Raw genomic sequence first — 22,502 nt, 5'->3', positions numbered from 1 at the left:
ACTTGGCAGCATTTAGCCACCGTTTATCTGCCGCGCGGTGGCCTGGGCGACGGGGGCAGCGGTGGCCCGCGCGGCTTTGTCTGGGCTATAATCTGCGCCCTTTTTTGATCACCGCCAGGCGATTTCCCATGACCAACCAGGCCGCCGAAGTCGCGAAACGCCGCACTTTCGCCATTATTTCCCACCCGGATGCGGGTAAGACCACCATCACCGAAAAGCTCTTGCTGATGGGCAAGGCGATTGCAGTGGCGGGTACGGTCAAATCGCGTAAGTCCGATCGCCATGCCACTTCCGACTGGATGGAGATGGAGAAGCAGCGCGGTATTTCCATTACCACGTCGGTCATGCAGTTCCCCTATCGCGAACACATGATCAACCTGCTGGACACCCCGGGCCACGAAGACTTCTCGGAAGATACCTATCGCACTCTGACTGCCGTGGACTCGGCGCTGATGGTGCTCGATGGCGGTAAGGGCGTTGAGCCCCGGACCATCGCCCTGATGGACGTCTGCCGCCTGCGGGATACGCCCATCGTCAGCTTCATCAACAAACTCGACCGCGATATTCGCGACCCGATCGAGCTGCTGGACGAAATCGAAGCGGTGCTGAAGATCAAGGCCGCGCCTATCACCTGGCCGATCGGTTGCTACCGCGACTTCAAGGGTGTGTACCACCTGGCGGGCGACTACATCATCGTCTACACCCCGGGCCACGGCCACGAACGTACCGAAACCAAGATCATCGAGAAACTCGACTCCGACGAAGCCCGCGCCCACCTGGGTGACGAGTACGAGCGTTTCATCGAGCAGTTGGAACTGGTGCAGGGTGCCTGCCACGAGTTCAACCAGCAGGAGTTCCTCGACGGCCAGTTGACCCCGGTGTTCTTCGGTACCGCCCTGGGCAACTTCGGTGTCGATCACGTGCTCGATGCCGTGGTGGACTGGGCGCCACTGCCGCTGGCTCGTGTTGCCAACGAGCGCAGCGTCGCGCCCCAGGAAGAAAAATTCAGCGGTTTCGTGTTCAAGATCCAGGCGAACATGGACCCCAAGCACCGCGACCGTATCGCCTTCATGCGCATCTGCTCGGGCAAGTACGAGAAGGGCATGAAGATGCGTCACGTGCGCACCGGCAAGGACGTGCGCATCGGCGACGCCCTGACCTTTTTCTCCTCCGAGCGTGAACAGCTGGAAGAAGCCTACGCTGGCGACATCATCGGCCTGCACAACCACGGCACCATCCAGATCGGCGACACCTTCACCGAAGGCGAGGCCCTGGGCTTCACCGGTATCCCGCACTTCGCCCCGGAACTCTTCCGCCGCGTGCGCCTGAAGGACCCGCTCAAGTCCAAGCAACTGCGCCAGGGCCTGCAACAGCTGGCCGAAGAAGGCGCGACCCAGGTGTTCTTCCCGGAGCGCAGCAACGATATCATCCTCGGCGCCGTCGGTGTGCTGCAGTTCGATGTGGTGGCCAGCCGCCTGAAGGAGGAATACAAGGTGGAGTGTTCCTATGAGCCGATCACCGTGTGGTCCGCCCGTTGGATCGACTGCAGCGACAAGAAGAAGCTCGAAGAGTTTTCCAACAAGGCGGTGGAAAACCTGGCTTTGGACGGCGGTGGTCACCTGACTTACCTGGCACCGACCCGGGTCAACCTGGCGCTGATGGAAGAGCGCTGGCCGGACGTGAAATTCCGCGCCACCCGCGAACACCACTAAGTTCGCCTGTAACACCCCAAGCCCCGCTGTGCAGACAGCGGGGCTTTTTATTGCGCGCAGGATAGGCCCGCCGCCCCGTAGGAGCTGGCTTGCCAGCGAAGGCGGCGGACGCGGCGGTGCATGGCTTGCGGGCCTCTTCGCCGGCAAGCCGGCTCCTACGGGTTGTGGTGTATTTCAGGGAGCGCCGTTAGTCGGAAGGGCCCGGCAGGTTTGGCTGTCGATAGCCTGCTATCTGGAAAAGCCGGGATATCGGGACTAGGTTTCAGACAGTGCTGTGACCTTCGCAAGGTTGGGCGCAGCCTTTGATGATTCACCTGTGAAGGATGGAATCGGCTATGAATATTTTTCAACGCGCGCTGTTGCTGATCAAAGTGCTGGTGATGCTGTCGCTCGGAACCTCGGCGGCCTGGGCTCACAATCTGCTGGAGGTCAAGGAGCCGGGCTTTTCGTCGACCATAGGCGAACCGGAACAGATGCTCGCCAAGTCCGAGTCGGAGCCGGGGGATGAAGGGCAGGGAGGCAGTTCGGGCGATGACGATCAGACTACCGACGACGACGAGGGTGACAGCCAGAGCTAAAAGAAAACCCCTGGCCACGGACTGATGCGCAATCCATTGCCAGGGGCGAGTGGAACACTGTACAGGCGCTCCCAGAGTGTTTCGGGAGCGCCTTTTTCATGTCCGCTTAAACCACAAACTGCTCGGCGTAGTGGCAAGCCACCTGGCGGCTGTCGAGCTGACGCAGGGCCGGCTCTTGCGTGCTGCAACGCTCGGTGGCGTAGGGGCAGCGCTTGTGGAAGGCACAGCCGGGTGGCGGGTTCAGCGGGTTGGGCAATTCACCGACGATCTTGATCTTCGGCTTGTCCGGGTCCGGATGAATGGTCGGGGTCGCCGACAGCAGCGCCTGGGTGTAGGGGTGCAGCGGGCGGGTGTAGATGTCCTCCTTGGGACCCATTTCCACCGGCCGGCCGAGGTACATCACCAGCACCTGGTCGGCGACGTGACGCACCACTGCCAGGTTGTGGGAGATGAACACGTAGGCGGTGTTGAATTCCTGCTGCAGGTCCATGAACAGGTTCAGCACCTGGGCCTGGATCGACACGTCCAGGGCCGAGGTTGGCTCATCCGCCACCAGCACCTTGGGTTGCAGCATCATCGCCCGGGCCAGGGCAATGCGCTGGCGCTGGCCGCCGGAGAACATGTGCGGGTAGCGCTGGTAATGCTCGGGGCGCAGGCCCACCTGCTTCATCATCGCCTGGACTTTTTCCCGGCGTTCGGCGGCGGACAGCTTGGTGTTGATCAAGAGCGGCTCGGCCAGTTGATCGCCAATCTTCTGCCGTGGGTTGAGCGAGGCATAAGGGCTCTGGAACACCATCTGTACGTCTTTGCGCAGTTGCTTGCGCTGCGCCTTGTCGGCGCCGGCCACTTCCTGGCCGGCGATTTTCAGCGAGCCGGAAGAGGGTTCCTCGATCAGGGTCAGGGCCCGGGCCAGGGTGGACTTGCCACAGCCGGACTCGCCGACCACGGCCAGGGTCTTGCCGGCTTCCAGTTCAAAGGACACGCCGTTGAGGGCGCGCACGGTGGCGTGGCCCTTGAACAGGCCTCGGGACACTTCGTAGTGACGGGTCAGGTCGCGGGCGGTAAGAACGACGGCCATTACGCCACCTCCTGATTGAGCGGGTAGAAGCAGCGCACCAGGCTGGCGGCTTTCGGGTCGAGGCTGGGGCGTTGCTGACGGCAGTTGTCCTGAGCGTAGGGGCAGCGCGGCGACAGCAGGCAGCCTTGTGGGCGGTCATAACGCCCGGGGACGATACCCGGCAGAGTCGAGAGGCGGGTGGCGCCCAGGCTGTGCTCGGGAATTGCCGCCAGCAGCGCTTCGCTGTAAGGGTGCGCGGGGATGTCGAACAGCTGCGGTACCTGGCCGACTTCCACGGCTTGTCCGGCGTACATCACGCAGACGCGCTGGGCGGTTTCGGCCACCACGGCCAGGTCGTGGGTGATCAGCACCAGGCCCATGTTCTGCTCTTTCTGCAGGTTGAGCAGCAGGTCCATGATCTGCGCCTGGATGGTCACGTCCAGAGCGGTGGTGGGTTCGTCGGCGATCAGCAGCTTGGGTTCGCCGGCAATCGCCATGGCGATCGCCACCCGCTGGCTCATGCCACCGGAGAGCTGGTGCGGGTAGGCGTCCATGCGGCTGGCAGCGCCGGGAATCTCGACCTTTTCCAGCAGCTCGATGGCGCGCTTGCGCGCGGCCTTGGCGGACATCTTCAGGTGCAGGCGCAGCACTTCCTCGATCTGGAAGCCCACGGTGTAGCTGGGGTTGAGCGCGGTCATCGGGTCCTGGAAGACCATGGCCAGGTCCTTGCCGACGATCTGCCGGCGCTGGCGGGCGCTGAGCTTGAGCATGTCTCGGCCGTCGAAGCTCAAGGCATCGGCGGTGACGATACCGGGGTGCTCGATCAGCCCCATCAGCGCCATCATGGTCACCGATTTGCCGGAGCCGGACTCGCCGACGATGGCCAGCACTTCGCCCTTGTCGACCTTGAGGTCGAGGCCGTCCACCACCGGCACCGCCGTGGCATCGCCGAAGCGTACGTTGAGATTCTTGATTTCTAGCAATGACATGGGAATCTCCTCAGGCGGCGTTCTTGAGTTTCGGGTCCAGCGCATCGCGCAGGCCGTCGCCCATCAGGTTGATTGCCAGCACGCTGAGCAAAATGGTCAGACCCGGCAGGCTCACGACCCACCAGGCGCGTTCGATGTAGTCCCGGGCCGAGGCCAGCATGGTGCCCCACTCTGGAGTCGGCGGTTGCACGCCCAGGCCGAGGAAGCCCAGGGCGGCGGCGTCGAGGATCGCTGAGGAGAAGCTCAAGGTGGCCTGGACGATCAGTGGCGCCATGCAATTGGGCAGCACGGTGATGAACATCAGGCGCGGCAGGCCGGCACCGGCCAGGCGCGCGGCGGTCACGTAGTCGCGGTTCAGTTCGCCCATCACCGCGGCACGGGTCAGGCGCACATAGGACGGCAGGGACACCACGGCAATGGCGATCACGGTGTTGATCAGGCCTGGGCCGAGGATGGCGACGATGGCCACGGCCAGCAGCAGCGAAGGCAGGGCCAGCATGATGTCCATCAGGCGCATGATGGTCGGGCCCAGCAAGCGCGGGAAGAAACCGGCGAACAGCCCCAGGAGGATGCCCGGGATCAGCGACATCACCACCGACGACAAACCGATCAGCAACGACAGGCGCGAACCCTGGATCAGGCGCGACAGCAGGTCGCGGCCCAGTTCGTCGGTGCCCAGCAGGAACTGCATCTGCCCGCCTTCGAGCCAGGCCGGCGGCGTCAGCAGGAAGTCGCGGTACTGCTCGCTGGGGTTGTGCGGCGCCACCCAAGGGGCGAACAGTGCGCAGAACACGATCAGCAGCATGAACAGCAGGCCGGCCACCGCCCCCTTGTTGCGGGAAAAGTGCTGCCAGAATTCTTTGTAGACCGACGGATAGAGCAGGCTTTGATCGACTGCTACTGAGGAAGTTGGAGTGCTCATTAGTCTTGATCTCAGCGCTGGTGACGGATGCGTGGATTGGCAAAGCCGTAGAGGATGTCCACCACGAAGTTGACCATGATCACCAGGCAGGCGATCAGCAGGATGCCGTTCTGCACCACGGGATAGTCCCGGGCGCCGATGGCTTCGATCAGCCACTTGCCGATTCCCGGCCAGGAGAAGATGGTTTCGGTTAGCACGGCGCCGGCCAGCAGGGTGCCGACTTGCAGGCCGACCACGGTCAGTACCGGAATCAGTGCGTTGCGCAGGCCGTGGACGAATACCACCCGGGCCGGCGACAGGCCCTTGGCCTTGGCGGTGCGGATGTAGTCTTCACGCAGTACTTCGAGCATCGAGGAGCGAGTCATCCGCGCGATCACCGCCAGGGGAATGGTGCCCAGCACGATGGCCGGCAGGATCAGGTGATGCAGGGCGTCGAAGAAGGCGTCGGTGTCTTTGGCCAGCAGGGTGTCGATGAGCATGAAGCCGGTTTTCGGCTCGATGTCGTAGAGCAGGTCGATGCGTCCGGACACCGGGGTCCAGCCCAGGCTCACCGAGAAGAACATGATCAGGATCAGGCCCCACCAGAAGATCGGCATCGAGTAACCCGCCAGCGAGATGCCCATGACCCCATGGTCGAACAGGGAGCCCCGCTTGAGGGCGGCGATTACCCCGGCCAGCAGCCCGAGGATGCCGGCGAACAGCAGGGCGGCCATGGACAGTTCCAGGGTCGCGGGGAACAGCGAAGTGAATTCGCTCCACACACTGGTGCGGGTGCGCAGGGATTCGCCCAGGTCACCGTGGGCGAGCTTGCCGATGTAGTCCAGGTATTGGGCATACAGCGGTTTGTTCAATCCAAGGCGTTCCATTGCCTGGGCATGCATCTCGGGGTCGACCCGACGTTCGCCCATCATGACTTCCACGGGGTCGCCGGGAATCATGCGTATCAAGGCGAAGGTCAGCAAGGTGATGCCGAAGAATGTGGGGATCAACAACCCCACACGGCGGGCAATAAAACTAAACATCTTCTGAAGTACCTCAATCAGCCGGTTAGGCGTTCCCGCCGCCCTTGGGGTCAAGGGCGGCGGGCGTTTCTTATCACTTCACTTGGGTGGTCGCGAAGTTGTTGGTGGTCAGGGGGCTCTGGTGGTAACCCTCGACGTTCTTGCGCATGGCGGTGAACATTTTCGGATAGGCCATGGGAATCCACGGTTGATCCTGTTGGAAAATCAGCAACGCCTTTTCGTAGAGCTCTGCGCGTTTGGCAGGTTCAGCGTCGGAACGGGCCTGGTCGATCAGGTCCTGGAACTCCTTGTTGCACCAGCGGGCGTAGTTTTCGCCGTTCTTGGCGGCGTCACAACTCAGGTTCGGGGTCAGGAAGTTGTCCGGATCGCCGTTGTCACCTGCCCAGCCGGCCGACACCATATCGTGTTCGCCGTTTTTCGCACGCTTGAGCATCTCGCCCCACTCCATGACGCGGATCTCGAGCTTGAGGCCGATCTTGGCCAGGTCAGCCTGCATCATCTGGGCCCCCAGCAAAGGGTTGGGGTTGGTTGGGCCACCGCCATTGCGGGTGAACAGGGTGATGACCGTGCCCTCCGGCACGCCGGCTTCCTTGAGCAGGGCACGGGCCTTGTCCAGGTCCCGGGCCGGGTTCTGCAAGCTGGTATTGAAGCCCAGCAAGGTCGGAGGATAAGGGCCGGTACCCACCAGGGCGTTGCCTTTGCCGTAGAGGCTGTTGACGTAGGCTTCTTTGTCGAAGGCGATGTCGATGGCTTTGCGTACCCGCACGTCGCTCATGTATTTGCGCGTGGTGTTCATGGCGATGTAGCCGGTGGTCATGGCGGCCAGCTCGTCGACCTTGAGGTTGGCGTCGGCCTTGATGCTGGGGATGTCATCGGGCTTGGGGTACAGGGCGATCTGGCATTCGTTGGCCTTGAGCTTCTGCAGGCGCACGTTGTTGTCGATGGTGATCGCCAGCACCAGTGGGTCCGCCGGTGGCTTGCCGCGGAAGTAGTCCGGGTTGGCCTTGAAACGGACCTGAGCGTCCTTGGCGTAACGCGTGAAAGTGAACGGGCCGGTGCCGATGGGCTTGCTGTTGAGGTCGCCGGTCTTGCCTTCCTTGAGCAGCTTGTCGGCGTATTCCGCCGGGAAAATGGAAGAGAAGGCCATGGCGATGTCGGCCAGGAACGGTGCCTCACGGCGGGTCAGGGTGAAGACCACGGTGTGATCGTCGATCTTCTCGACGCTTTTGAGCAGTTCCTTGAACCCCATGCTCTCGAAGTAGGGGAAGCCGACGCTGGACTTGTCATGCCAGGGATGCTTCGGGTCCAGTTGACGCTGGAAGCTCCAGAGCACGTCGTCGGCGTTCATGTCGCGGGTTGGGGTGAAGTAGTCGGTGGTGTGGAACTTGACGCCTTTGCGCAGGTGGAAAGTGTATTGCAGGCCGTCTGGGCTGATCTCCCAGGACTCCGCCAGGGCGGGCTGGATGTCCGTGGTGCCGGGCTTGAAGTCCACCAGGCGGTTGAAGATGGTTTCCGCCACCGCATCGGCAGTGACTGCAGTCGTGTACTGGACCATATCGAAGCCTTCCGGGCTGGCTTCGGTACAGACCACCAAGGGTTTGGCTGCGACGCCCATGGCGACGCTCAGCAGTGCGGCGCCCATGGCCGCTCTCAGGGGAAGCATTTTCATCAAGAACCCTCTGCAATCAATTGAACCAGATTAGCTTGAATGGCGGATTCGTCATGAGTCCGCCATTCAACTGGTGGGTTAGAGAATATTGAACGGGATGGTGGTGACCAGACGGAATTCATTGATGTTGCCGTCGGCCTGGTTCTCGCTCGCGCGGTGAGTGGTGTAGGTGGCGCGGATCGCCGTGGCTTTCAGCGGGCCGCTCTGCACGGCGTAGGAAGCACCGATGCCGTATTCGTAGTGGTGTTCGCCGTCCATGGTGCGTACGCCATAGAGCTTGCCTTCCGAGTTGATACCGCCGTAGGCACTGCCGTTGTAGTGGGTGCCGTCGATGCCCCAGCCACGGGCCTGGTAGATGTTGAACTTCAGGCCGGGCACGCCGTATTCGGCCATGTTCAGACCGTAGGCGATCTGGAAGGACTTCTCGTTCGGGCCGTTGAAGTCCGAGAGCAGGGAGTTGGCCAGGTAGATGCCGTTGGTTTCGTGCAGGTAGTCGAAGTATTCGTTGCCGCTGACTTCCTGGTACGAGAAGGTCAGGCTATGGGCCTGGTGGGTCAGGCCGAGAGACAGGGAGTAGGTATCGTTGTCGATATTGCCCATCTCTTTCTTGCCGGTGTCGACGGTCTTGTAGTAGTTCAGGCCGGTGGTCAGGCTCAGCACCGAGCTGTCGCCCAGCTCGTGGGTGGAGCCGAAGTAGTACTGGTTCCAGAAGTCTTCCACCTTGGAGGCGTAGAGGCTGGTCTTCAGGCTTTTCAGCGGCTGGTAGTTGAGGCCGACGATGCTCACGCGGTCGGTCTCGGCGGTGTTGCTGGTGTACTCGGAGCGGAATTTCGACAGGCTCTGTTCGGTCCGTGGCGATACCCGGTCGAAGGTGCCGGCATCGAACGACAGGTTGTTGAACTCTTCGCTGTGGATGCTCACCCCTTCAAAGCTCGAAGGCAGTGCACGGTTGCCGATGACATCGACGATTGGCGTGCTGAAGTTCTGCCGGCCGGCGGTCAGGGTGGTGTTGGACACGCGGAACTTGACGTTGGCCAGGCCCAGCTTGCTCCACTGGCCCACGGCATCGCCGTCGGAATGGGTCAGGGTGCGGTTGTTCTTGCCGGCGATGTGCTTGCGGTCACGATCCAGGGCAATGGCGTTGTAGGCCGCGACTTCGGTGCTGACGCCCACGGTGCCTTCGGTGAAGCCGGAGCTGTAGTTGAGGATGGTGCCCTGGACCCAGTTGATGCGGCGTGGGGTCGAGGTATCTACACCATTGTGTTGGTACGAAAAACGGTCATTGCGCCGTTTCAGCTCGTTGGCGTACCAGTTGCGGGTGGTACCCGACAGGCTTTGCCCTTCGATGAAGCCTTTGGCCTCCGCCTGGGCATTGGTGCTGTTCTGTACAGTCGGGACGAAGTCCTGGCTGACGTTCTCCGCATAGGCCGTGGCGGTGATGCTACTGATAGCCAAGGCTAACAATGCGCTGCTGCTCAGTTTCATGGGTGAAGCTCCTTTGTTTTCTTTTTTAGATGCCGGTTTTTTTGGGCCGGCTGGTTTTTGGAACTCATTCATGGCATCGCAAACGTTTGCACGCGGCTCAATCGCCGAATTCAGGCAAAGCGCCTGCGTGAGGGCGAGAGTCGCCCTCAGGGTTCTGGCTCATCGGTTATGGGGTCAGGCTGACACCTGAGAAGGAGTTGCGGCCGAAGGGACTGACCTTGAAACCCTCGACTTTCGCACTCAACGGCTGGTTGATCGTCGAGTGGGCAACAGGCGTGATCGGCACTTGCTGCTTGAGCAACTGCTGGGCCTGCTTATAGAGCTCGGTGCGCTGTTCACGGTCGGTGACGACCTTGGCTTGCTTGATCAACTGGTCGTATTGCGGGTCGCACCACATGGAGTAGTTGTTGCCGCCGATGGCGTCACAGCTGTACAGGGTGCCGAGCCAGTTGTCCGGGTCACCGTTGTCTCCGGTCCAGCCGATCAGGCTGATGTCGTGTTCGCCGTTTTTGGTGCGCTTGATGTATTCGCCCCATTCGTAGCTGACGATCTTCACCTTGAGGCCGATCTTCGCCCAGTCGGACTGGAGCATTTCGGCCATCAGCTTGGCGTTGGGGTTGTAGGGGCGTTGCACGGGCATGGCCCAGAGGGTGATTTCCGTGCCTTCCTTGACCCCGGCAGCCTTGAGCAACTCGCGGGCCTTTTCCGGGTTGTAGGCAGCGTCCTTGATCGTCTCGTCGTAGGACCACTGGGTGGGCGGCATGGCGTTCACCGCCAACTGGCCGGCGCCCTGGTACACGGCATTGAGGATGCTCTGCTTGTTCACCGCCATGTCCAGTGCCTGGCGCACTTCGAGGCGGTCGAAGGGTTTGTGTTGCACGTTGTAGGCGATGTAGCCGAGGTTGAAGCCGGGCTTCTCGATGACTTGCAGTTTCGGGTCGTTTTTCAGGGCATCGATGTCGGCGGGACGCGGGTGCAGGGTCACCTGGCATTCGCCGGCGCGCAGCTTCTGCACGCGTACCGAGGCATCGGTGTTGATGGCGAAGATCAGCCTGTCGAGCTTGACCCGGCTCGGGTCCCAGTAATGCGGGTTGGCGGCGTAGCGAATCTGCGAGTCTTTCTGGTAGCGTTGGAACACGAACGGTCCGGTGCCGATGGGGTGCTGGTTGATCTGGCTGGGCGTGCCGGCCTTGAGCAGTTGCTCGGCGTATTCGGCGGAGAGGATCGCGGCAAAGCTCATGGCCAGGTTCTGGATGAACGCCGCGTCCACGGTGTTGAGGGTCATGACCACGGTCATGGGGTCGGTTTTTTCGACCTTGGCGATGTTCTTGTTCAGGCTCATGCCGTTGAAGTAGGGAAACTCCGTCGGATAGGCCTTACGGAACGGATGTTCGGCGTCGAGCATGCGATTGAAGGTGAACAGCACGTCGTCGGCGTTGAGGTCACGGCTGGGCTTGAAGTAGGGAGTGCTGTGGAATTTCACCCCTTCACGCAGGTGAAAGCTGTACTTGAGGCCGTCCTCGGAAATATCCCAGCTCTTGGCCAGGGCCGGCAGTACGTTGGTTGCGCCTTTTTCGAACTCCACGAGGCGGTTGTACAACGGCTCGGCGGCATCGTTGTCGGTGGCGGTGGTGTACTGCGCGGTGTCAAAGCCTGCGGGGCTGCCTTCGGAACAGAACACCAGGCTGCGGTCGGCAGCGCTGCAGATCGAACTGGTGGCCAGCAGGGCCGAGAAAATCAACGAATGACGCATGACGGTCCATCTCCATTTTTTGTTGTGATGATCAATGGACCCTGGCTCCTTCCTGGAGCCTGTACAGGCCATTGATGCCCAACCATGGCTGCAGCAAATGCCCACCGATAGACGCAGTTTTGCCATGCCTCGACGTTAGGAGCCGAAGGCTGGGTCGTATATGCGCTGTACCTGAAAGGCTTGTAGGAATCGGCTCTAAATTCGAAAGATCACGTCCAAAAGGACGCAATCTCGACCCCAGGGCCGGACGCTTTCAGGGGGGGCGGTAAAACAACGGCGACGCCAGGGACGTCGCCGTTGCAGAACCTTATTTGCCGATGCCTACGCCGTAGAAGGAGTTCAAGCCAAAGGGGCTGATCTTGAAATCCTGCACGTTGGCGCGCATGGGTTGGAACACCGTCGAGTGAGCGATAGGTGTCATCGGAACGGCATCTTTGAGAATGTGTTGCGCCTGCTTGTACAGCTCGGTGCGTTTGGCCACATCCGACGTGGCCTTGGCTTGCTTGATCAGGGCGTCATAAGGCTTGTCGCACCATTTCGAGAAGTTGTTGCCGTTCATTGCATCGCAGCCGAACAGGGTGCCGAGCCAGTTGTCGGGGTCACCATTGTCGCCGCTCCAGCCGATGATCATCGCCTGGTTCTCGCCGCCTTTGGAGCGCTTGATGTACTCGCCCCACTCGTAGCTGACGATGTTGACCTTGAGACCGATCTTGGCCCAGTCGGACTGCAGCATCTCGGCCATCAGTTTGGCGTTCGGGTTGTACGGACGCTGTACCGGCATGGCCCAGAGGGTGATCTGGGTGCCTTCCTTGATGCCCGCTTCCTTGAGCAACTGCTTGGCTTTCTCGGGATCGTACTGGGCGTCCTTGATGCTGGTGTCGTAGGACCATTGGGTCGGCGGCATGGCGTTGACCGCCAGTTGGCCGGCGCCCTGGTAGACCGAGTCGATGATCTGCGGCTTGTTGACGGCCATGTCCAGTGCCTGGCGAACCTTGAGGTCAGCCAGCGGGTTGGCGTCGGTGCGGCCCTTGAGCACCGGCATCACGTTGTAGGCGATGTAGCCCAGGTTGAAGCCTGCCTGTTCAGGCATCTTCAGGGTCTTGTCTTCCTTGAGCGCCTTGAGGTCGGCCGGGCGCGGGAAGAGGGTGATCTGGCATTCGTTTTTCTTCAGCTTCTGGATGCGCACCGATGGGTCGGTGGTGATGGCGAAGATCAGGTTGTCGATCTTCACGTCTTCAGGTTTCCAGTAGTCCTTGTTGCCGGTGTAGCGGATGTTGGAGTCTTTCTGGTAGCTCTTGAAAACGAAGGGACCTGTGCCGATCGGCTTCTGGTTGATATCGCTGGTCTTGCCTTCCTTGAGCAGCTTGTCGGCGTACTCGGCGGACTGGATGGAGGCAAAGCTCATGGCCAGGTTCTGGATGAATGCGGCATCAACGGTTTTCAGGGTGAACTTGACGGTCTTGTCGTCGACTTTCTCGACCTTGGTGATGTTGGTGTCCATCCCCATGTCGGTGAAGTACGGGAATTCGGTCGGGTATGCCTTACGGAACGGCATGTCCTTGTCGATCATGCGGTTGAAGGTGAACAGCACGTCGTCGGCGTTGAAGGTCCGGGTCGGGGTGAAGTACGGCGTGGTGTGGAACTTGACCCCTTCGCGCAGGTGGAAGGTGTAGGTCAGACCGTCGTCCGAGATGTCCCAACTGGTGGCCAGGCCCGGAATGACTGCGGTGCCGCCACGTTCGAACTGGCTGAGGCGGTTGTAGAGGGTTTCGGCTGAGGCGTCGAAGTCGGTTCCGGTGGTGTACTGGCCAGGGTCGAAACCGGCCGGGCTCCCTTCAGAGCAGAACACCAGGTTAGTCGCCGCGTGGGCGAAGGGGGTGCTGGCCAGCAAGCCGGCACTGACTAAAAACGGAAGGACTGCTTTTTTGAACATGGTGGCCTCATGATTTGTTGTCATTTTTGGTGTAGAGGGCGACCTTGTGAGTCGACCCGCCGATACTTATGCAGCCCTCATACCCATTGCAAGATGCAGGGCCGACACAAGTCTCAAAGAGTGGAACGAACGTACACGAATGACGCATTTGTATAAATATTGACGCATTTGACCGTTTGCGCAGGTCTTTTCTGGTGCATGCGTTGCTTTTCTATTGGGCAAACAGGGCTGTTCGCGCCCTCGCTTGGTGCATCAATGGAATGGGCGCCGACTGGCTTGTGCTTGAGCCGCCAGACCTTTTCAGGCAGGCGCAAATCTTCGACGCATCCGGTTGACCGGATGGCGTAGAACGACGGGGTAGGGGAGGCCGTTGGAGACGGTTGCCCGGGACCTTGCAGGCGATGGCGAATGGACAGCGCATCGTCGGCGGTGTTGAAGTCGCGGCTCGCAGTGAAGTTGTCACTGTGGAGGTTGCTGGTGGCGCGTGACAGTGGCGTATCGAGGATCAGCCCCGCTGTCTGCCAAACCCGGAGCGGAAAGGTCTTACGCATGCAAACCTCATTTTTTCTTTTTCTAGGGCATATCTGAGGATTGGCCTTGTGGGCCGCGGTAACTCGCCTTTCTATGGGGCGTGGATGCAGCCCCATGGACCCTGTGCGGCGATGGCGATCACTTGTTGTGTTGTTGTTTGTCGATTCGCCGATGCCGAAATTAAGTCATGCTGAAATCGTGGTCAACGAAAATTAAGCCTGACTAACATTTCTCTTGCGCACAGGTACCTCTGTAAGGTTCGGCAGGCGACTGCGGGTGGGGCTTACGCCGCCGAATGGTCGTCGAACAGGCCCATGGTCGTGACCGTCAGGACTTCCGCCGGGCCGTTACCGACATTGGCCAGGCAGTGGGTCTTGGTCGAGTCGAAGTGCACCGAGTCGCCGGCGCCAAGTGGGTATTGCTGATCTTCGATGGTGTAGACGATCTGTCCCGAAAGAACGTAGGAAAACTCAGAGCCATCGTGGGAGATCAGTTCCGACTGATAGCCCACCGGGATGTTCATTTTCACCGCGTTGATCAGGTTGCCGGGAAAGGAGCTGGACAGCCGTTCGTAGGCCAGTGGCTGACCTTCGATGGTGTAGCGCACGCGCTTGCCGTCGTGGGAGTCGGGTTGCGCCTGGGTCGGCTGGTCGAACAGAGCGTTCAGCGGAACGTTCAGCGACTTGGCAATGTTGACCAGAGACGAGATCGATACACCGGTGAGATTGCGTTCCGCTTGGGAGAGGAAACTGGCGGTCAGGCCGGATTCACTGGCAATTTGGCGCAGGGTTTTCTTGGCGGCGCGGCGATAGCGGCGCAGGCGTTCGCCGATGCGATCTGCGGTCATTAGAGAGACTCTTATAGGAAAGAAGCAGTATACCCGGCAGACACCCATGACGCCTGGCAGGCGCAATACCGAGGTGCGTAACTTTAGCATCACCCTGGTGGCCGAACGCACCTTCCCTGAGCTGAGTTCATCGAGTGCCGGTTGAAATGCCTGGTCACGAAAAACGGCGGTGACCTCGGTTTGCGCTGGAGGTTACCGCCGTTGGGGGACGCTGGGAGAGGTTTACGGCATCAGCACTTCGATGGCGCCGTCGGCGGTCATGCTGACCTGGCTGGTGCCAGCCTCGACTTCCGGAGTCACGGGCGCCGAATCCATGCTGGCGGCCTTCATCATCATTGGCGCACGCAGGTAGGGCTGTGGATAACCGTTGCTGTTGAGGTTCAGGTTGACGATTTTGTAGCCCTTGCCACCCAGGGCTTCGGTGGCCAGTTGAGCACGGGCCTTGAACGCCTTGACCGCGTCCTTGAGCAGGGCATCTTCGCTGGCCTTGCGGGTCGGGTCGGCGATGGCGAAGTCCATGCCCGCCATTTTCAGGTCGCCCAGCAGTTCGCCGGTGAGCTTGGACAAGGCGGCGAAGTCGGAGCTTTCCAGGCGCAGTTCGGCGCGCTCACGCCAGCCGGTGATCTTCTGGCCTTTGTCGTCGTAGATCGGATAGCTGTTGCGGCTGCCCTGGCGCAGCGTCACATCCTTGACCTGGCGGGCCTGACCCAGGGCCTTGTTCATGGTGCTGGTGATTTCTGCAGCAAGTTTGGCCGGGTCGCTGTTCTGCGATTCGCTGTAGAGGGTCACGATCATCAGGTCCCGTGCCACTTCCTGGCTGACTTCGGCACGCAGGGAAATCTGGTTGTAGTGCAGTTCATCGGCGGCCAGGGCGGGCAGACTGGTGAGGGTGCCGGCGCTGAGGGCCAGAAGGGCGAGGCTGCGACTGAAATGCTGCATGGAAACTCCTTGAGTGCGGTCCGCAGGATCAGCTCAGAGCCTGCGTGAAACATTCAGACAGTGTGGGGCTGCGGCAAGTTTCAAGCCGCAAGCTGCATGTTGAGAGCCAATACGCTTGTAGCTCAAAGCGTGCAGCTTGCCACTGTTTTTCTGTGACGCTTTGCCGCAGTTTTGCCTGTGGCGGGGGCTGCTTGGTTATACTCCCGCCGATTGCCCTGGAGCGCTCATCAGGAGAGCTCATGCTCGCCCCCGTAAAATTATTGTCTGCCACTCGTCAGAACCTCTGGCGCCTGACCTTTATTCGTACCCTGGTTCTGGCTGCTCAGGCCGGTTCGGTGGGGCTCGCCTATTGGTTGGAACTGTTGCCACTGCCCTGGTTGCAACTGGGCGTCACCTTGATGTTTTCCATGGTGCTCTGTGCCTTCACCGCCATCCGCTTGCGAACCTCGTGGCCGGTGACGGAGCTGGAATATGCCCTGCAACTGGCTTGTGACCTGTTTATCCACAGTGTGCTGCTGTATTTCTCCGGCGGCTCTACCAACCCCTTCGTCTCCTATTACCTGGTGCCCCTGACGATCGCCGCCGTGACCTTGCCCTGGCGCTATTCGGTGGTGCTATCGGGTATTGCCCTGACCCTCTACACCTTGTTGCTGGCGCGGTTCTATCCCTTGCAGACTTTCCCCATCGCCCGGGAAAACCTGCAGGTCTATGGCATGTGGCTGAGTTTTGCCCTGGCGGCGGCGGTGATCACCTTCTTCGCTGCACGCATGGCCGAAGAACTGCGCCGTCAGGAAGAGTTGCGGGCGATCCGCCGTGAAGAAGGCCTGCGCGATCAGCAATTGCTGGCCGTGGCGACCCAGGCCGCCGGTGCCGCCCATGAGTTGGGCACGCCGCTGGCGACCATGAGCGTATTGCTCAAGGAGATGCGCCAGGACCATCCCGACCCGCTGTTGCAGGATGACCTCAGCGTGCTCCAGGACCAGGTCAAGTTGTGCAAGGAAACCCTGCAGCAACTGGTGCGCGCCGCCGAGGCCAATCGCCGTATGGCGGTGGAGATGCAGGAAGTCACCCAGTGGCTGGACGAAGCCTTGAATCGCTGGCACCTGATGCGTCCCGAGGCCAGCTACCGCTTTCATCTGCTGGGAGAGGGACCAGTGCCGCGCCTGGCGCCGCCGCCGGACTTGACCCAGGCCTTGCTCAATCTGTTGAACAATGCAGCCGATGCCTGTGCCGAAGGTCTGGAAGTGCGCCTGGACTGGGATGCGGAAAACCTCACCATCAGTATTCGTGACCACGGCGCCGGAGTACCCTTGGCCATCGCCGAGCAGATCGGCAAACCGTTTTTTACCACCAAGGGCAAAGGCTTCGGCCTGGGCCTGTTTTTGAGCAAGGCCAGCGTGACCCGCGCCGGTGGCTCAGTGAAACTCTACAGTCATGAGGAAGGCGGAACGCTCACCGAGCTGCGCCTGCCCCGTGCCGCCCGAGGAGACGACCATGAGTGAAGAGATCCAAGTCGAAGGCGAAGAACTGCCGCATCTGTTGCTGGTGGATGATGACGCCACCTTTACCCGGGTAATGGCACGCGCCATGAGCCGCCGGGGCTTTCGCGTCAGTACCGCAGGTTCCGCGGAAGAGGGCCTGACCATCGCCCAGCAGGATCTGCCGGACTACGCCGCGCTGGACCTGAAGATGGATGGCGACTCCGGGCTGGTGCTGCTGCCCAAGCTGCTGGAGCTGGACCCGGAAATGCGCGTCCTGATCCTCACCGGCTATTCGAGCATCGCCACGGCGGTGGAAGCCATCAAACGCGGTGCCTGCAACTACCTGTGCAAACCCGCGGACGCCGATGATGTGCTGGCCGCGCTGCTCTCCGAACATGCGGACCTGGACACCCTGGTGCCGGAAAACCCGATGTCCGTGGACCGTCTGCAATGGGAGCACATCCAGCGTGTGCTGACCGAGCACGAAGGTAATATCTCCGCCACTGCCCGGGCCCTGGGCATGCATCGCCGTACCTTGCAGCGCAAACTGCAGAAGCGTCCCGTGCGTCGCTGAACCGCGACTGAATGAATGTCGCTGGACACCGTGAAAAAGCGAGCCGATCTACTAAGATCGGCTCAACGCTTGTCCTTCTCCCTATCGAGCCACAACGATGAATCAGAACGCTGAGTACTCCGCGGTCAACGATGCTGTGCGCGGTCAATTTTTTCGCCGGGTCTGGGCCATGATTACCCCTTACTGGCGTAGTGAAGAGAAGGGCAAGGCCTGGCTGCTGCTGATCGCGGTGATTGGCCTGTCGCTGTTCAGTGTCGCCATTTCGGTATGGATCAACAGTTGGTACAAGGACTTCTACAACGCCTTGCAGAAGAAGGACGAGGCGGCTTTCTGGAGCCTGATCCTTTATTTCTGCGGGATCGCCGCGGTGGCCATTCTCGGTGCGGTGTATCGCTTGTACCTGACCCAGATGCTGACCATCCGTTGGCGCGCCTGGCTGACCGAAAGACACTTTGCCCGTTGGCTGGGCAACAAGAACTACTACCAGCTGGAGCAGGGCGGCTACACCGACAACCCCGACCAGCGGATTTCCGAAGACCTCAACGGCTTCACCACCAACACCTTGTCCCTGGGCCTGGGTTTGATCCGCAACGTGGTCAGTCTGGTGTCCTTCTCCATCATCCTCTGGGGCGTATCCGGCAGTATCGAGGTCATGGGCTATACCATTCCCGGCTATATGTTCTGGTGCGCCCTGGTGTATGCGGCGGTCGGCAGTTGGCTGACCCACCTGATCGGGCGTCGCTTGATCGGCCTGAACAATCAACAGCAACGTTTTGAAGCCGACCTGCGTTTCTCCATGGTGCGAGTCCGGGAGAACGCCGAGAGCATTGCCCTTTACGACGGCGAGAAGAATGAGAACCAGCGTCTGAGCAGCCGTTTCAGCAAGGTCTGGCACAACTTCTGGGACATCATGAAGGTCTCCAAGCGCCTGACCTTCTTTACCGCCGGTTATGGCCAGATCGCGATCATCTTCCCGTTTATTGTCGCCGCGCCGCGTTACTTCGCCGGCAAGATCGAGCTGGGAGAGCTGATGCAGATCAACTCGGCGTTCGGCAATGTCCAGGAGAACTTCAGTTGGTTTATCAGCGCTTATTCGGACCTCGCTGCCTGGCGCGCTACCTGTGACCGTCTGTTGAGCTTCCGCCAGGCCATGAGTGAAAACGAGGAGCGTCCTCCGGCGATTGACGTGCAGCACCAGGGCGAACAATTGCAGGTGCGTGATCTGGGTCTGGATCTGGCGGATGGCCGTCATTTGCTGGCCGGTGCCCAGATGACCGTGAATCCTGGCGAGCGACTGATGCTCAGTGGTCGCTCCGGCAGTGGCAAGAGCACCCTGTTGCGAGCCATGGGACGCTTGTGGCCGGCGGGGCACGGGAGCATCTTGCTGCCGAACCAGCGCTACCTGTTCCTGCCGCAGAAGCCCTACCTGCCCATTGGCAGCCTGCGGGAAGCCTTGAGTTATCCACAGTCGGGTGACAGCTACCCCCAGGAGCGTTATGCACAGGTCCTGGAAACTTGCCGCCTGCCCCATCTGGTGGCGCGTCTGGACGAGAGCAATCACTGGCAGCGCATGTTGTCGCCGGGGGAGCAGCAGCGGCTGGCGTTTGCCCGGGCGCTGCTCTATGCGCCGCAATGGCTGTACATGGATGAGGCGACTTCGGCCATGGATGAAGAAGATGAAGCCAATCTGTACCAGGCGTTGATCGATCAGTTGCCGGGGCTGAGCATTGTCAGCGTCGGCCATCGCAGCAGCCTCAAGCGCTTCCATCCCCGCCATGTACGCATTGAGCAGGGGCATTTGCTGGAACAGACGGTGACCGTATGACGCTGGCCAGGTAAGCCTTGCCGCTTGGCTTGAGTGCAAGGTTCGGGAGGACGTCTCGGTGAAATCGGGGGTTGGCGATCATTGAGGGCAATGACGCCGGCTGCGCCAGGGCCATGAACCGGCGCTGGCGCAGCGGAGCAGGAGGCCTGCTCGCGGGTGAGCCCGCTCCTACAGCGCGCGGTTAGGCTTTGTGCAGGATCGAACGGTCAACTCGTACGGCCAGTTGGCCGCTTCCCGGCTTGGCGTTGAAGGCCACGTTGCCGTGTTCATCCACGCAGGCGCGGGCAATCGGAGCGCCGTTGAGCAGCAGCTCCAGAGGTGCGTCCTTGAGGGATTGCCCGGAGGCCAGTTGCAGTTTCAGGTTGATAGCCATGGTGATTTCCTTATCAGGCGTGACGGTCGATGAAGCGGCTGGCGTTCTTGTCGATGGAGCCGATCAGCTCCGGCGAGCCACCGCGGAACTGACGGAACACATTGCGTCCGGTGGCGCTGCTGTTGCTGGTGCCGGCCGGGATGCTCAAGGTCGGCTGGAAGCTGTCGCTCAGTTCCATGTAGGCCGACCAGGGACCGATGTATGACTCGTTCAAGCCGTTGGTTTCGCTGAGGGCATAGCGCACCGCCTGGCCAGGGAGCCAGTTGGGCTCGCTGGGGGTGTGGCTTTGCCAGCCATCGGCCAGGATTGTCGGGACCGCGCTTGGGGTTTCCAGGTAGCCCGCCGGCTTGTTCGGGCTGTAGTTCTTCAGCAGCAGGTAGGTGCTCCAGCCCCACCAGTTGTCGATGGTCTTGCTGTCATTGAGATTGTTGACGTCGCTGCGGCGCAGCACTTTGTCACCGCTCATCACGAACAGTGGCGAGAAGTTGCCGCTCTTGGCGGCATTCAGGTCCGGTAAGGCCTTGAGGGCCGCGTAACTGGCGGGCGCCGGCAGGTTGCCGCTGAGGTAGCTGGTAAAGATCTCGTCTGCCGAACGCTGCACCGCCTGTTTCACCTGCTGGCGATTGCGATGATCGACGCTGTCGAAATAACGCTTGTCGCCGTAGGCGTGCCAGCGGTCGCCCTGGGCGTTACTGACATTGAGGCCGAACTTGCTGTCCTCGTCGTGCATGAAACGGGTAATCAGCGAGCCCAGGTCGCTGGGGGTGACCACCGCCGCCACCTGTTTGCGTGGCACTCGTACGTGGCCGGCAGAAAACAGGTCGGTGAGGAAGTGGTCGGCGAAGGCGTTCATCGCGTAGGCCAGTTCCAGTTGCTTGTCGTCGGCAGTCTTGCCCGCCAGTACCGCTTGTTGCAGGGCGGCCGTGTGCCCGGCGATATACGCCGCCAGGGCCCATTCGCCAAAATGGTCGGCATTGTTGGCCGCCAGCTTCAGGTAGCGCCCTAGAGGGAACAGGGCGGAGACCACGCTGCCGCCGCCGGTGATCCGGTTCCACTCTTCAGACAGGGTATCGCCCAGGGCGTCATAGGCTTCGTGGGGCTGTTTGCCGTCGCGGATCGCCTGGTTGGCGGCAACGATTTCCTTCTGCATCACCGCGAGGATCTGTCGGGCTTCGTCTTTCGCCGCCGGCAGTACGGCCAGGGAGTTGAAGGCCGCGGTAAAGCGTTGCACTCGATCAGCCGGCGTTGCGCCTTCGCAGATCGGCTGCTCGGGAATACCGTAGAAATCGCCGCCGAGGGCAACCACCTGGCCGTAAGTCAGGGCCAGGCCGTTGGGCAGGTGCAGTTCGACCTGCCACGCGGGAATGGCCGGCGCATCCTTGACGAAGCGCAGCAGGGTGCTGTCGCCGATGGCGGTGTGTTCACCGCCCTCGAAACGCAATTGAGGCAGGCCCCTGGCGGACTTTTGCGGGGGGCGGGGCAAATCTTCCGGGCGGTGGTACTTGATGGTGTGGTGGCCGTCGGCGACCAGCACCAGGGTGTCGCCATCGCCGGAAATGGCGATGCCTTGTTCAGTGAACAAACGGTCCAGATCGGCAATGATCTTGCCGGCCTGCTGTGGCTGTTGCTGCATCTGTGCAGAGAGTCCTGACATTTCTAGCTCCTTGATATGTCATGGTTATGCTTGGTTTAACTGTATGTATATACAGTTATCGTGAGCATAATTGAAAATGACACGCCGTCAAGAAGACGGTTACGTGAGGGCGGGTTGATTGGATTATCATTAGCGCCCTAACGACAGGCTCAAGGTCCCCCTGCGCATGCTGGCTATTTTTTTCGAAACCCTGGCGATCACTGCGCCGGTGTTTGCGATGCTGTTTCTGGGGCTGCTACTCAAGCGGGTGGGGTGGATCAACGACAACTTCATCCATACGGCGTCGGCCCTGGTGTTCAACGTCACCATGCCGGCCTTGCTGTTTCTCGGCATTGTCCATGCCGACCTGCATGCCTCACTGAAGCCTGGCGTGCTGATCTACTTTTCGCTGGCCACCCTGGTCTGTTTTGCCCTGGCCTGGGGCTGGGCCATCTGGCGTTGCCCGAAGGTGGATCGGGGGATCTATACCCAGGGGGCGTTTCGCGGCAATAACGCGATCATCGGCCTGGCCCTGGCAGCCAGCATGTATGGGGATTACGGGATTTCCCTGGGGGCGCTGCTCGCCGCGTTGGTGATTCTTTACTACAACACCCTGTCGACGGTGGTCCTGGCGGTCTACAGCCCGGCGATCAAGTCCGACCCTTGGAGCATCTGCAAAAGTGTGTTCAGCAATCCGTTGATTGTCAGCGTGCTGGTGGCTGCGCCGTTTGCCTACTGGCAGATCAGCCTTCCCGGCTGGCTGGAGACTTCGGGAAAATACCTGGCACAGATGAGTCTGCCTCTGGCGCTGATCTGCATCGGCGGCACGTTGTCCATGGCGGCCTTGCGCAACAGTGGGCGGATGGCCATGAGCTCCAGCCTGCTGAAGATGGTCAGCCTGCCGACGCTGGCAACCTTTGGCGCTTGGTTATGCGGTTTTCGCGGGGCGGAACTGGGGATTCTGTTTCTGTATTTCGGCAGTCCGACTGCTGCAGCGAGCTATGTCATGGCCCGGGCGGCCAATGGCAATCATGAGCTGGCGGCGGCCATTATCGTCATCACCACCCTGATGGCGGCAGTGACCACCAACATTGGGATCTTTGTGTTGCAGTGGGGTGGGTGGATCTGAAGCTGTTCGCCGGCAAGCCGGCTCTTACAAGGCGGCGCCAGGAGGCGGCT

At 60.8% G+C, this 22,502-nt stretch carries 19 protein-coding genes; 6 read left to right on the top strand and 13 right to left on the bottom strand.

What is annotated here, in order from left to right; genetic code table 11:
- Positions 1 to 128 precede the first annotated feature (128 nt).
- Together Q8O96_RS14115 and Q8O96_RS14110 are read left to right on the top strand one after the other, a co-directional pair.
- Positions 129 to 1,712 carry a peptide chain release factor 3 gene (locus tag Q8O96_RS14115; RefSeq protein ID WP_102861115.1) on the top strand — a complete coding sequence of 528 codons (1,584 nt, stop codon included), beginning with the start codon at positions 129 to 131 and terminating at the stop codon, positions 1,710 to 1,712.
- 335 nt (positions 1,713 to 2,047) lie between these two features.
- The gene (locus Q8O96_RS14110) at positions 2,048 to 2,290 is read left to right on the top strand and encodes a hypothetical protein (protein ID WP_305948969.1); all 243 of its coding nucleotides are present in this window, start codon (positions 2,048 to 2,050) and stop codon (positions 2,288 to 2,290) included.
- 106 nt (positions 2,291 to 2,396) lie between these two features.
- On the opposite strand, the gene Q8O96_RS14105 is transcribed toward Q8O96_RS14110, so the two are convergent.
- From Q8O96_RS14105 to Q8O96_RS14055, 11 genes are all read right to left on the bottom strand, one after another.
- Positions 2,397 to 3,368, bottom strand: a complete 972-nt coding sequence (locus Q8O96_RS14105; protein ID WP_102861117.1) for a peptide ABC transporter ATP-binding protein — start codon at positions 3,366 to 3,368, stop codon at positions 2,397 to 2,399.
- Positions 3,368 to 4,336 carry an ABC transporter ATP-binding protein gene (locus tag Q8O96_RS14100; RefSeq protein ID WP_102861118.1) on the bottom strand — a complete coding sequence of 323 codons (969 nt, stop codon included), beginning with the start codon at positions 4,334 to 4,336 and terminating at the stop codon, positions 3,368 to 3,370. The genes Q8O96_RS14105 and Q8O96_RS14100 overlap by 1 nt, the downstream gene beginning before the upstream one ends.
- A gap of 10 nt (positions 4,337 to 4,346) precedes the next feature.
- Positions 4,347 to 5,258, bottom strand: coding sequence for an ABC transporter permease subunit (locus Q8O96_RS14095; protein ID WP_011059232.1), 912 nt, complete (start codon positions 5,256 to 5,258; stop codon positions 4,347 to 4,349).
- An 11-nt stretch (positions 5,259 to 5,269) separates the two neighbouring features.
- A complete protein-coding gene (locus Q8O96_RS14090) occupies positions 5,270 to 6,280 on the bottom strand; it encodes an ABC transporter permease subunit (RefSeq protein ID WP_102861119.1) in 1,011 nt (336 codons plus the stop codon).
- A gap of 73 nt (positions 6,281 to 6,353) precedes the next feature.
- A complete protein-coding gene (locus Q8O96_RS14085) occupies positions 6,354 to 7,949 on the bottom strand; it encodes an ABC transporter substrate-binding protein (RefSeq protein WP_305948968.1) in 1,596 nt (531 codons plus the stop codon).
- Positions 7,950 to 8,027: 78 nt separating this feature from the next.
- Positions 8,028 to 9,434, bottom strand: coding sequence for an OprD family porin (locus Q8O96_RS14080; protein ID WP_305948967.1), 1,407 nt, complete (start codon positions 9,432 to 9,434; stop codon positions 8,028 to 8,030).
- Between the two features lie 166 nt (positions 9,435 to 9,600).
- Positions 9,601 to 11,187: an ABC transporter substrate-binding protein gene (locus tag Q8O96_RS14075; protein WP_305948966.1), complete on the bottom strand. Its 1,587-nt coding sequence runs from the start codon at positions 11,185 to 11,187 to the stop codon at positions 9,601 to 9,603.
- 307 nt (positions 11,188 to 11,494) lie between these two features.
- On the bottom strand, positions 11,495 to 13,120 hold the full coding sequence (locus tag Q8O96_RS14070) for an ABC transporter substrate-binding protein (RefSeq protein WP_102861123.1): 1,626 nt from the start codon (positions 13,118 to 13,120) through the stop codon (positions 11,495 to 11,497).
- Between the two features lie 113 nt (positions 13,121 to 13,233).
- Complete coding sequence (locus tag Q8O96_RS14065; protein WP_102861124.1) at positions 13,234 to 13,671, bottom strand: hypothetical protein; 438 nt, start codon at positions 13,669 to 13,671, stop codon at positions 13,234 to 13,236.
- A 263-nt stretch (positions 13,672 to 13,934) separates the two neighbouring features.
- Positions 13,935 to 14,498 (bottom strand): helix-turn-helix domain-containing protein, encoded by a 564-nt coding sequence (locus tag Q8O96_RS14060; RefSeq protein WP_102861125.1) that lies wholly within the window; start codon positions 14,496 to 14,498, stop codon positions 13,935 to 13,937.
- A gap of 222 nt (positions 14,499 to 14,720) precedes the next feature.
- Positions 14,721 to 15,437, bottom strand: a complete 717-nt coding sequence (locus tag Q8O96_RS14055) for an SIMPL domain-containing protein (protein WP_102861126.1) — start codon at positions 15,435 to 15,437, stop codon at positions 14,721 to 14,723.
- Positions 15,438 to 15,676: 239 nt separating this feature from the next.
- On the opposite strand from Q8O96_RS14055, the gene Q8O96_RS14050 reads away from it, so the two are divergent.
- From Q8O96_RS14050 to Q8O96_RS14040, 3 genes are all read left to right on the top strand, one after another.
- Complete coding sequence (locus Q8O96_RS14050; RefSeq protein WP_102861127.1) at positions 15,677 to 16,939, top strand: ATP-binding protein; 1,263 nt, start codon at positions 15,677 to 15,679, stop codon at positions 16,937 to 16,939.
- On the top strand, positions 16,932 to 17,492 hold the full coding sequence (locus tag Q8O96_RS14045) for a response regulator transcription factor (protein WP_025132017.1): 561 nt from the start codon (positions 16,932 to 16,934) through the stop codon (positions 17,490 to 17,492). The genes Q8O96_RS14050 and Q8O96_RS14045 overlap by 8 nt, the downstream gene beginning before the upstream one ends.
- 97 nt (positions 17,493 to 17,589) lie before the next feature.
- Entirely contained in the window at positions 17,590 to 19,317 is a 1,728-nt protein-coding gene (locus tag Q8O96_RS14040; protein ID WP_102861128.1) for an ABC transporter ATP-binding protein/permease, read from the top strand.
- A 181-nt stretch (positions 19,318 to 19,498) separates the two neighbouring features.
- Here Q8O96_RS14040 and Q8O96_RS14035 read toward each other — a convergent pair whose 3' ends face one another.
- Positions 19,499 to 19,690 carry a hypothetical protein gene (locus Q8O96_RS14035; RefSeq protein WP_102861129.1) on the bottom strand — a complete coding sequence of 64 codons (192 nt, stop codon included), beginning with the start codon at positions 19,688 to 19,690 and terminating at the stop codon, positions 19,499 to 19,501.
- Positions 19,691 to 19,703: 13 nt separating this feature from the next.
- On the bottom strand, positions 19,704 to 21,344 hold the full coding sequence (locus tag Q8O96_RS14030; protein WP_305948965.1) for a phospholipase: 1,641 nt from the start codon (positions 21,342 to 21,344) through the stop codon (positions 19,704 to 19,706).
- Between the two features lie 166 nt (positions 21,345 to 21,510).
- Between Q8O96_RS14030 and Q8O96_RS14025 the strand changes: the two genes are divergently transcribed.
- Positions 21,511 to 22,452, top strand: a complete 942-nt coding sequence (locus Q8O96_RS14025) for an AEC family transporter (RefSeq protein WP_305948964.1) — start codon at positions 21,511 to 21,513, stop codon at positions 22,450 to 22,452.
- The last annotated feature ends 50 nt before the right edge of the window (positions 22,453 to 22,502 follow it).

It is taken from the genome of Pseudomonas sp. LPH60 (genome assembly GCF_030718165.1).
Taxonomy (GTDB): Bacteria; Pseudomonadota; Gammaproteobacteria; order Pseudomonadales; family Pseudomonadaceae; genus Aquipseudomonas; species Aquipseudomonas danubii.
Note: the sequence above shows the minus strand (reverse complement) of the source record. Positions and strands in the feature narration are given on the sequence as shown.

What these genes read in the sequence shown, in the direction of transcription:
- Q8O96_RS14115 (WP_102861115.1), top strand. Translation starts at nt 129, where the DNA reads ATGACCAACCAGGCCGCCGAAGTCGCGAAACGCCGCACTTTCGCCATT.
- Q8O96_RS14110 (WP_305948969.1), top strand. Translation starts at nt 2,048, where the DNA reads ATGAATATTTTTCAACGCGCGCTGTTGCTGATCAAAGTGCTGGTGATG.
- Q8O96_RS14105 (WP_102861117.1), bottom strand. Translation starts at nt 3,368, where the DNA reads ATGGCCGTCGTTCTTACCGCCCGCGACCTGACCCGTCACTACGAAGTG.
- Q8O96_RS14100 (WP_102861118.1), bottom strand. Translation starts at nt 4,336, where the DNA reads ATGTCATTGCTAGAAATCAAGAATCTCAACGTACGCTTCGGCGATGCC.
- Q8O96_RS14095 (WP_011059232.1), bottom strand. Translation starts at nt 5,258, where the DNA reads ATGAGCACTCCAACTTCCTCAGTAGCAGTCGATCAAAGCCTGCTCTAT.
- Q8O96_RS14090 (WP_102861119.1), bottom strand. Translation starts at nt 6,280, where the DNA reads ATGTTTAGTTTTATTGCCCGCCGTGTGGGGTTGTTGATCCCCACATTC.
- Q8O96_RS14085 (WP_305948968.1), bottom strand. Translation starts at nt 7,949, where the DNA reads ATGAAAATGCTTCCCCTGAGAGCGGCCATGGGCGCCGCACTGCTGAGC.
- Q8O96_RS14080 (WP_305948967.1), bottom strand. Translation starts at nt 9,434, where the DNA reads ATGAAACTGAGCAGCAGCGCATTGTTAGCCTTGGCTATCAGTAGCATC.
- Q8O96_RS14075 (WP_305948966.1), bottom strand. Translation starts at nt 11,187, where the DNA reads ATGCGTCATTCGTTGATTTTCTCGGCCCTGCTGGCCACCAGTTCGATC.
- Q8O96_RS14070 (WP_102861123.1), bottom strand. Translation starts at nt 13,120, where the DNA reads ATGTTCAAAAAAGCAGTCCTTCCGTTTTTAGTCAGTGCCGGCTTGCTG.
- Q8O96_RS14065 (WP_102861124.1), bottom strand. Translation starts at nt 13,671, where the DNA reads ATGCGTAAGACCTTTCCGCTCCGGGTTTGGCAGACAGCGGGGCTGATC.
- Q8O96_RS14060 (WP_102861125.1), bottom strand. Translation starts at nt 14,498, where the DNA reads ATGACCGCAGATCGCATCGGCGAACGCCTGCGCCGCTATCGCCGCGCC.
- Q8O96_RS14055 (WP_102861126.1), bottom strand. Translation starts at nt 15,437, where the DNA reads ATGCAGCATTTCAGTCGCAGCCTCGCCCTTCTGGCCCTCAGCGCCGGC.
- Q8O96_RS14050 (WP_102861127.1), top strand. Translation starts at nt 15,677, where the DNA reads ATGCTCGCCCCCGTAAAATTATTGTCTGCCACTCGTCAGAACCTCTGG.
- Q8O96_RS14045 (WP_025132017.1), top strand. Translation starts at nt 16,932, where the DNA reads ATGAGTGAAGAGATCCAAGTCGAAGGCGAAGAACTGCCGCATCTGTTG.
- Q8O96_RS14040 (WP_102861128.1), top strand. Translation starts at nt 17,590, where the DNA reads ATGAATCAGAACGCTGAGTACTCCGCGGTCAACGATGCTGTGCGCGGT.
- Q8O96_RS14035 (WP_102861129.1), bottom strand. Translation starts at nt 19,690, where the DNA reads ATGGCTATCAACCTGAAACTGCAACTGGCCTCCGGGCAATCCCTCAAG.
- Q8O96_RS14030 (WP_305948965.1), bottom strand. Translation starts at nt 21,344, where the DNA reads ATGTCAGGACTCTCTGCACAGATGCAGCAACAGCCACAGCAGGCCGGC.
- Q8O96_RS14025 (WP_305948964.1), top strand. Translation starts at nt 21,511, where the DNA reads ATGCTGGCTATTTTTTTCGAAACCCTGGCGATCACTGCGCCGGTGTTT.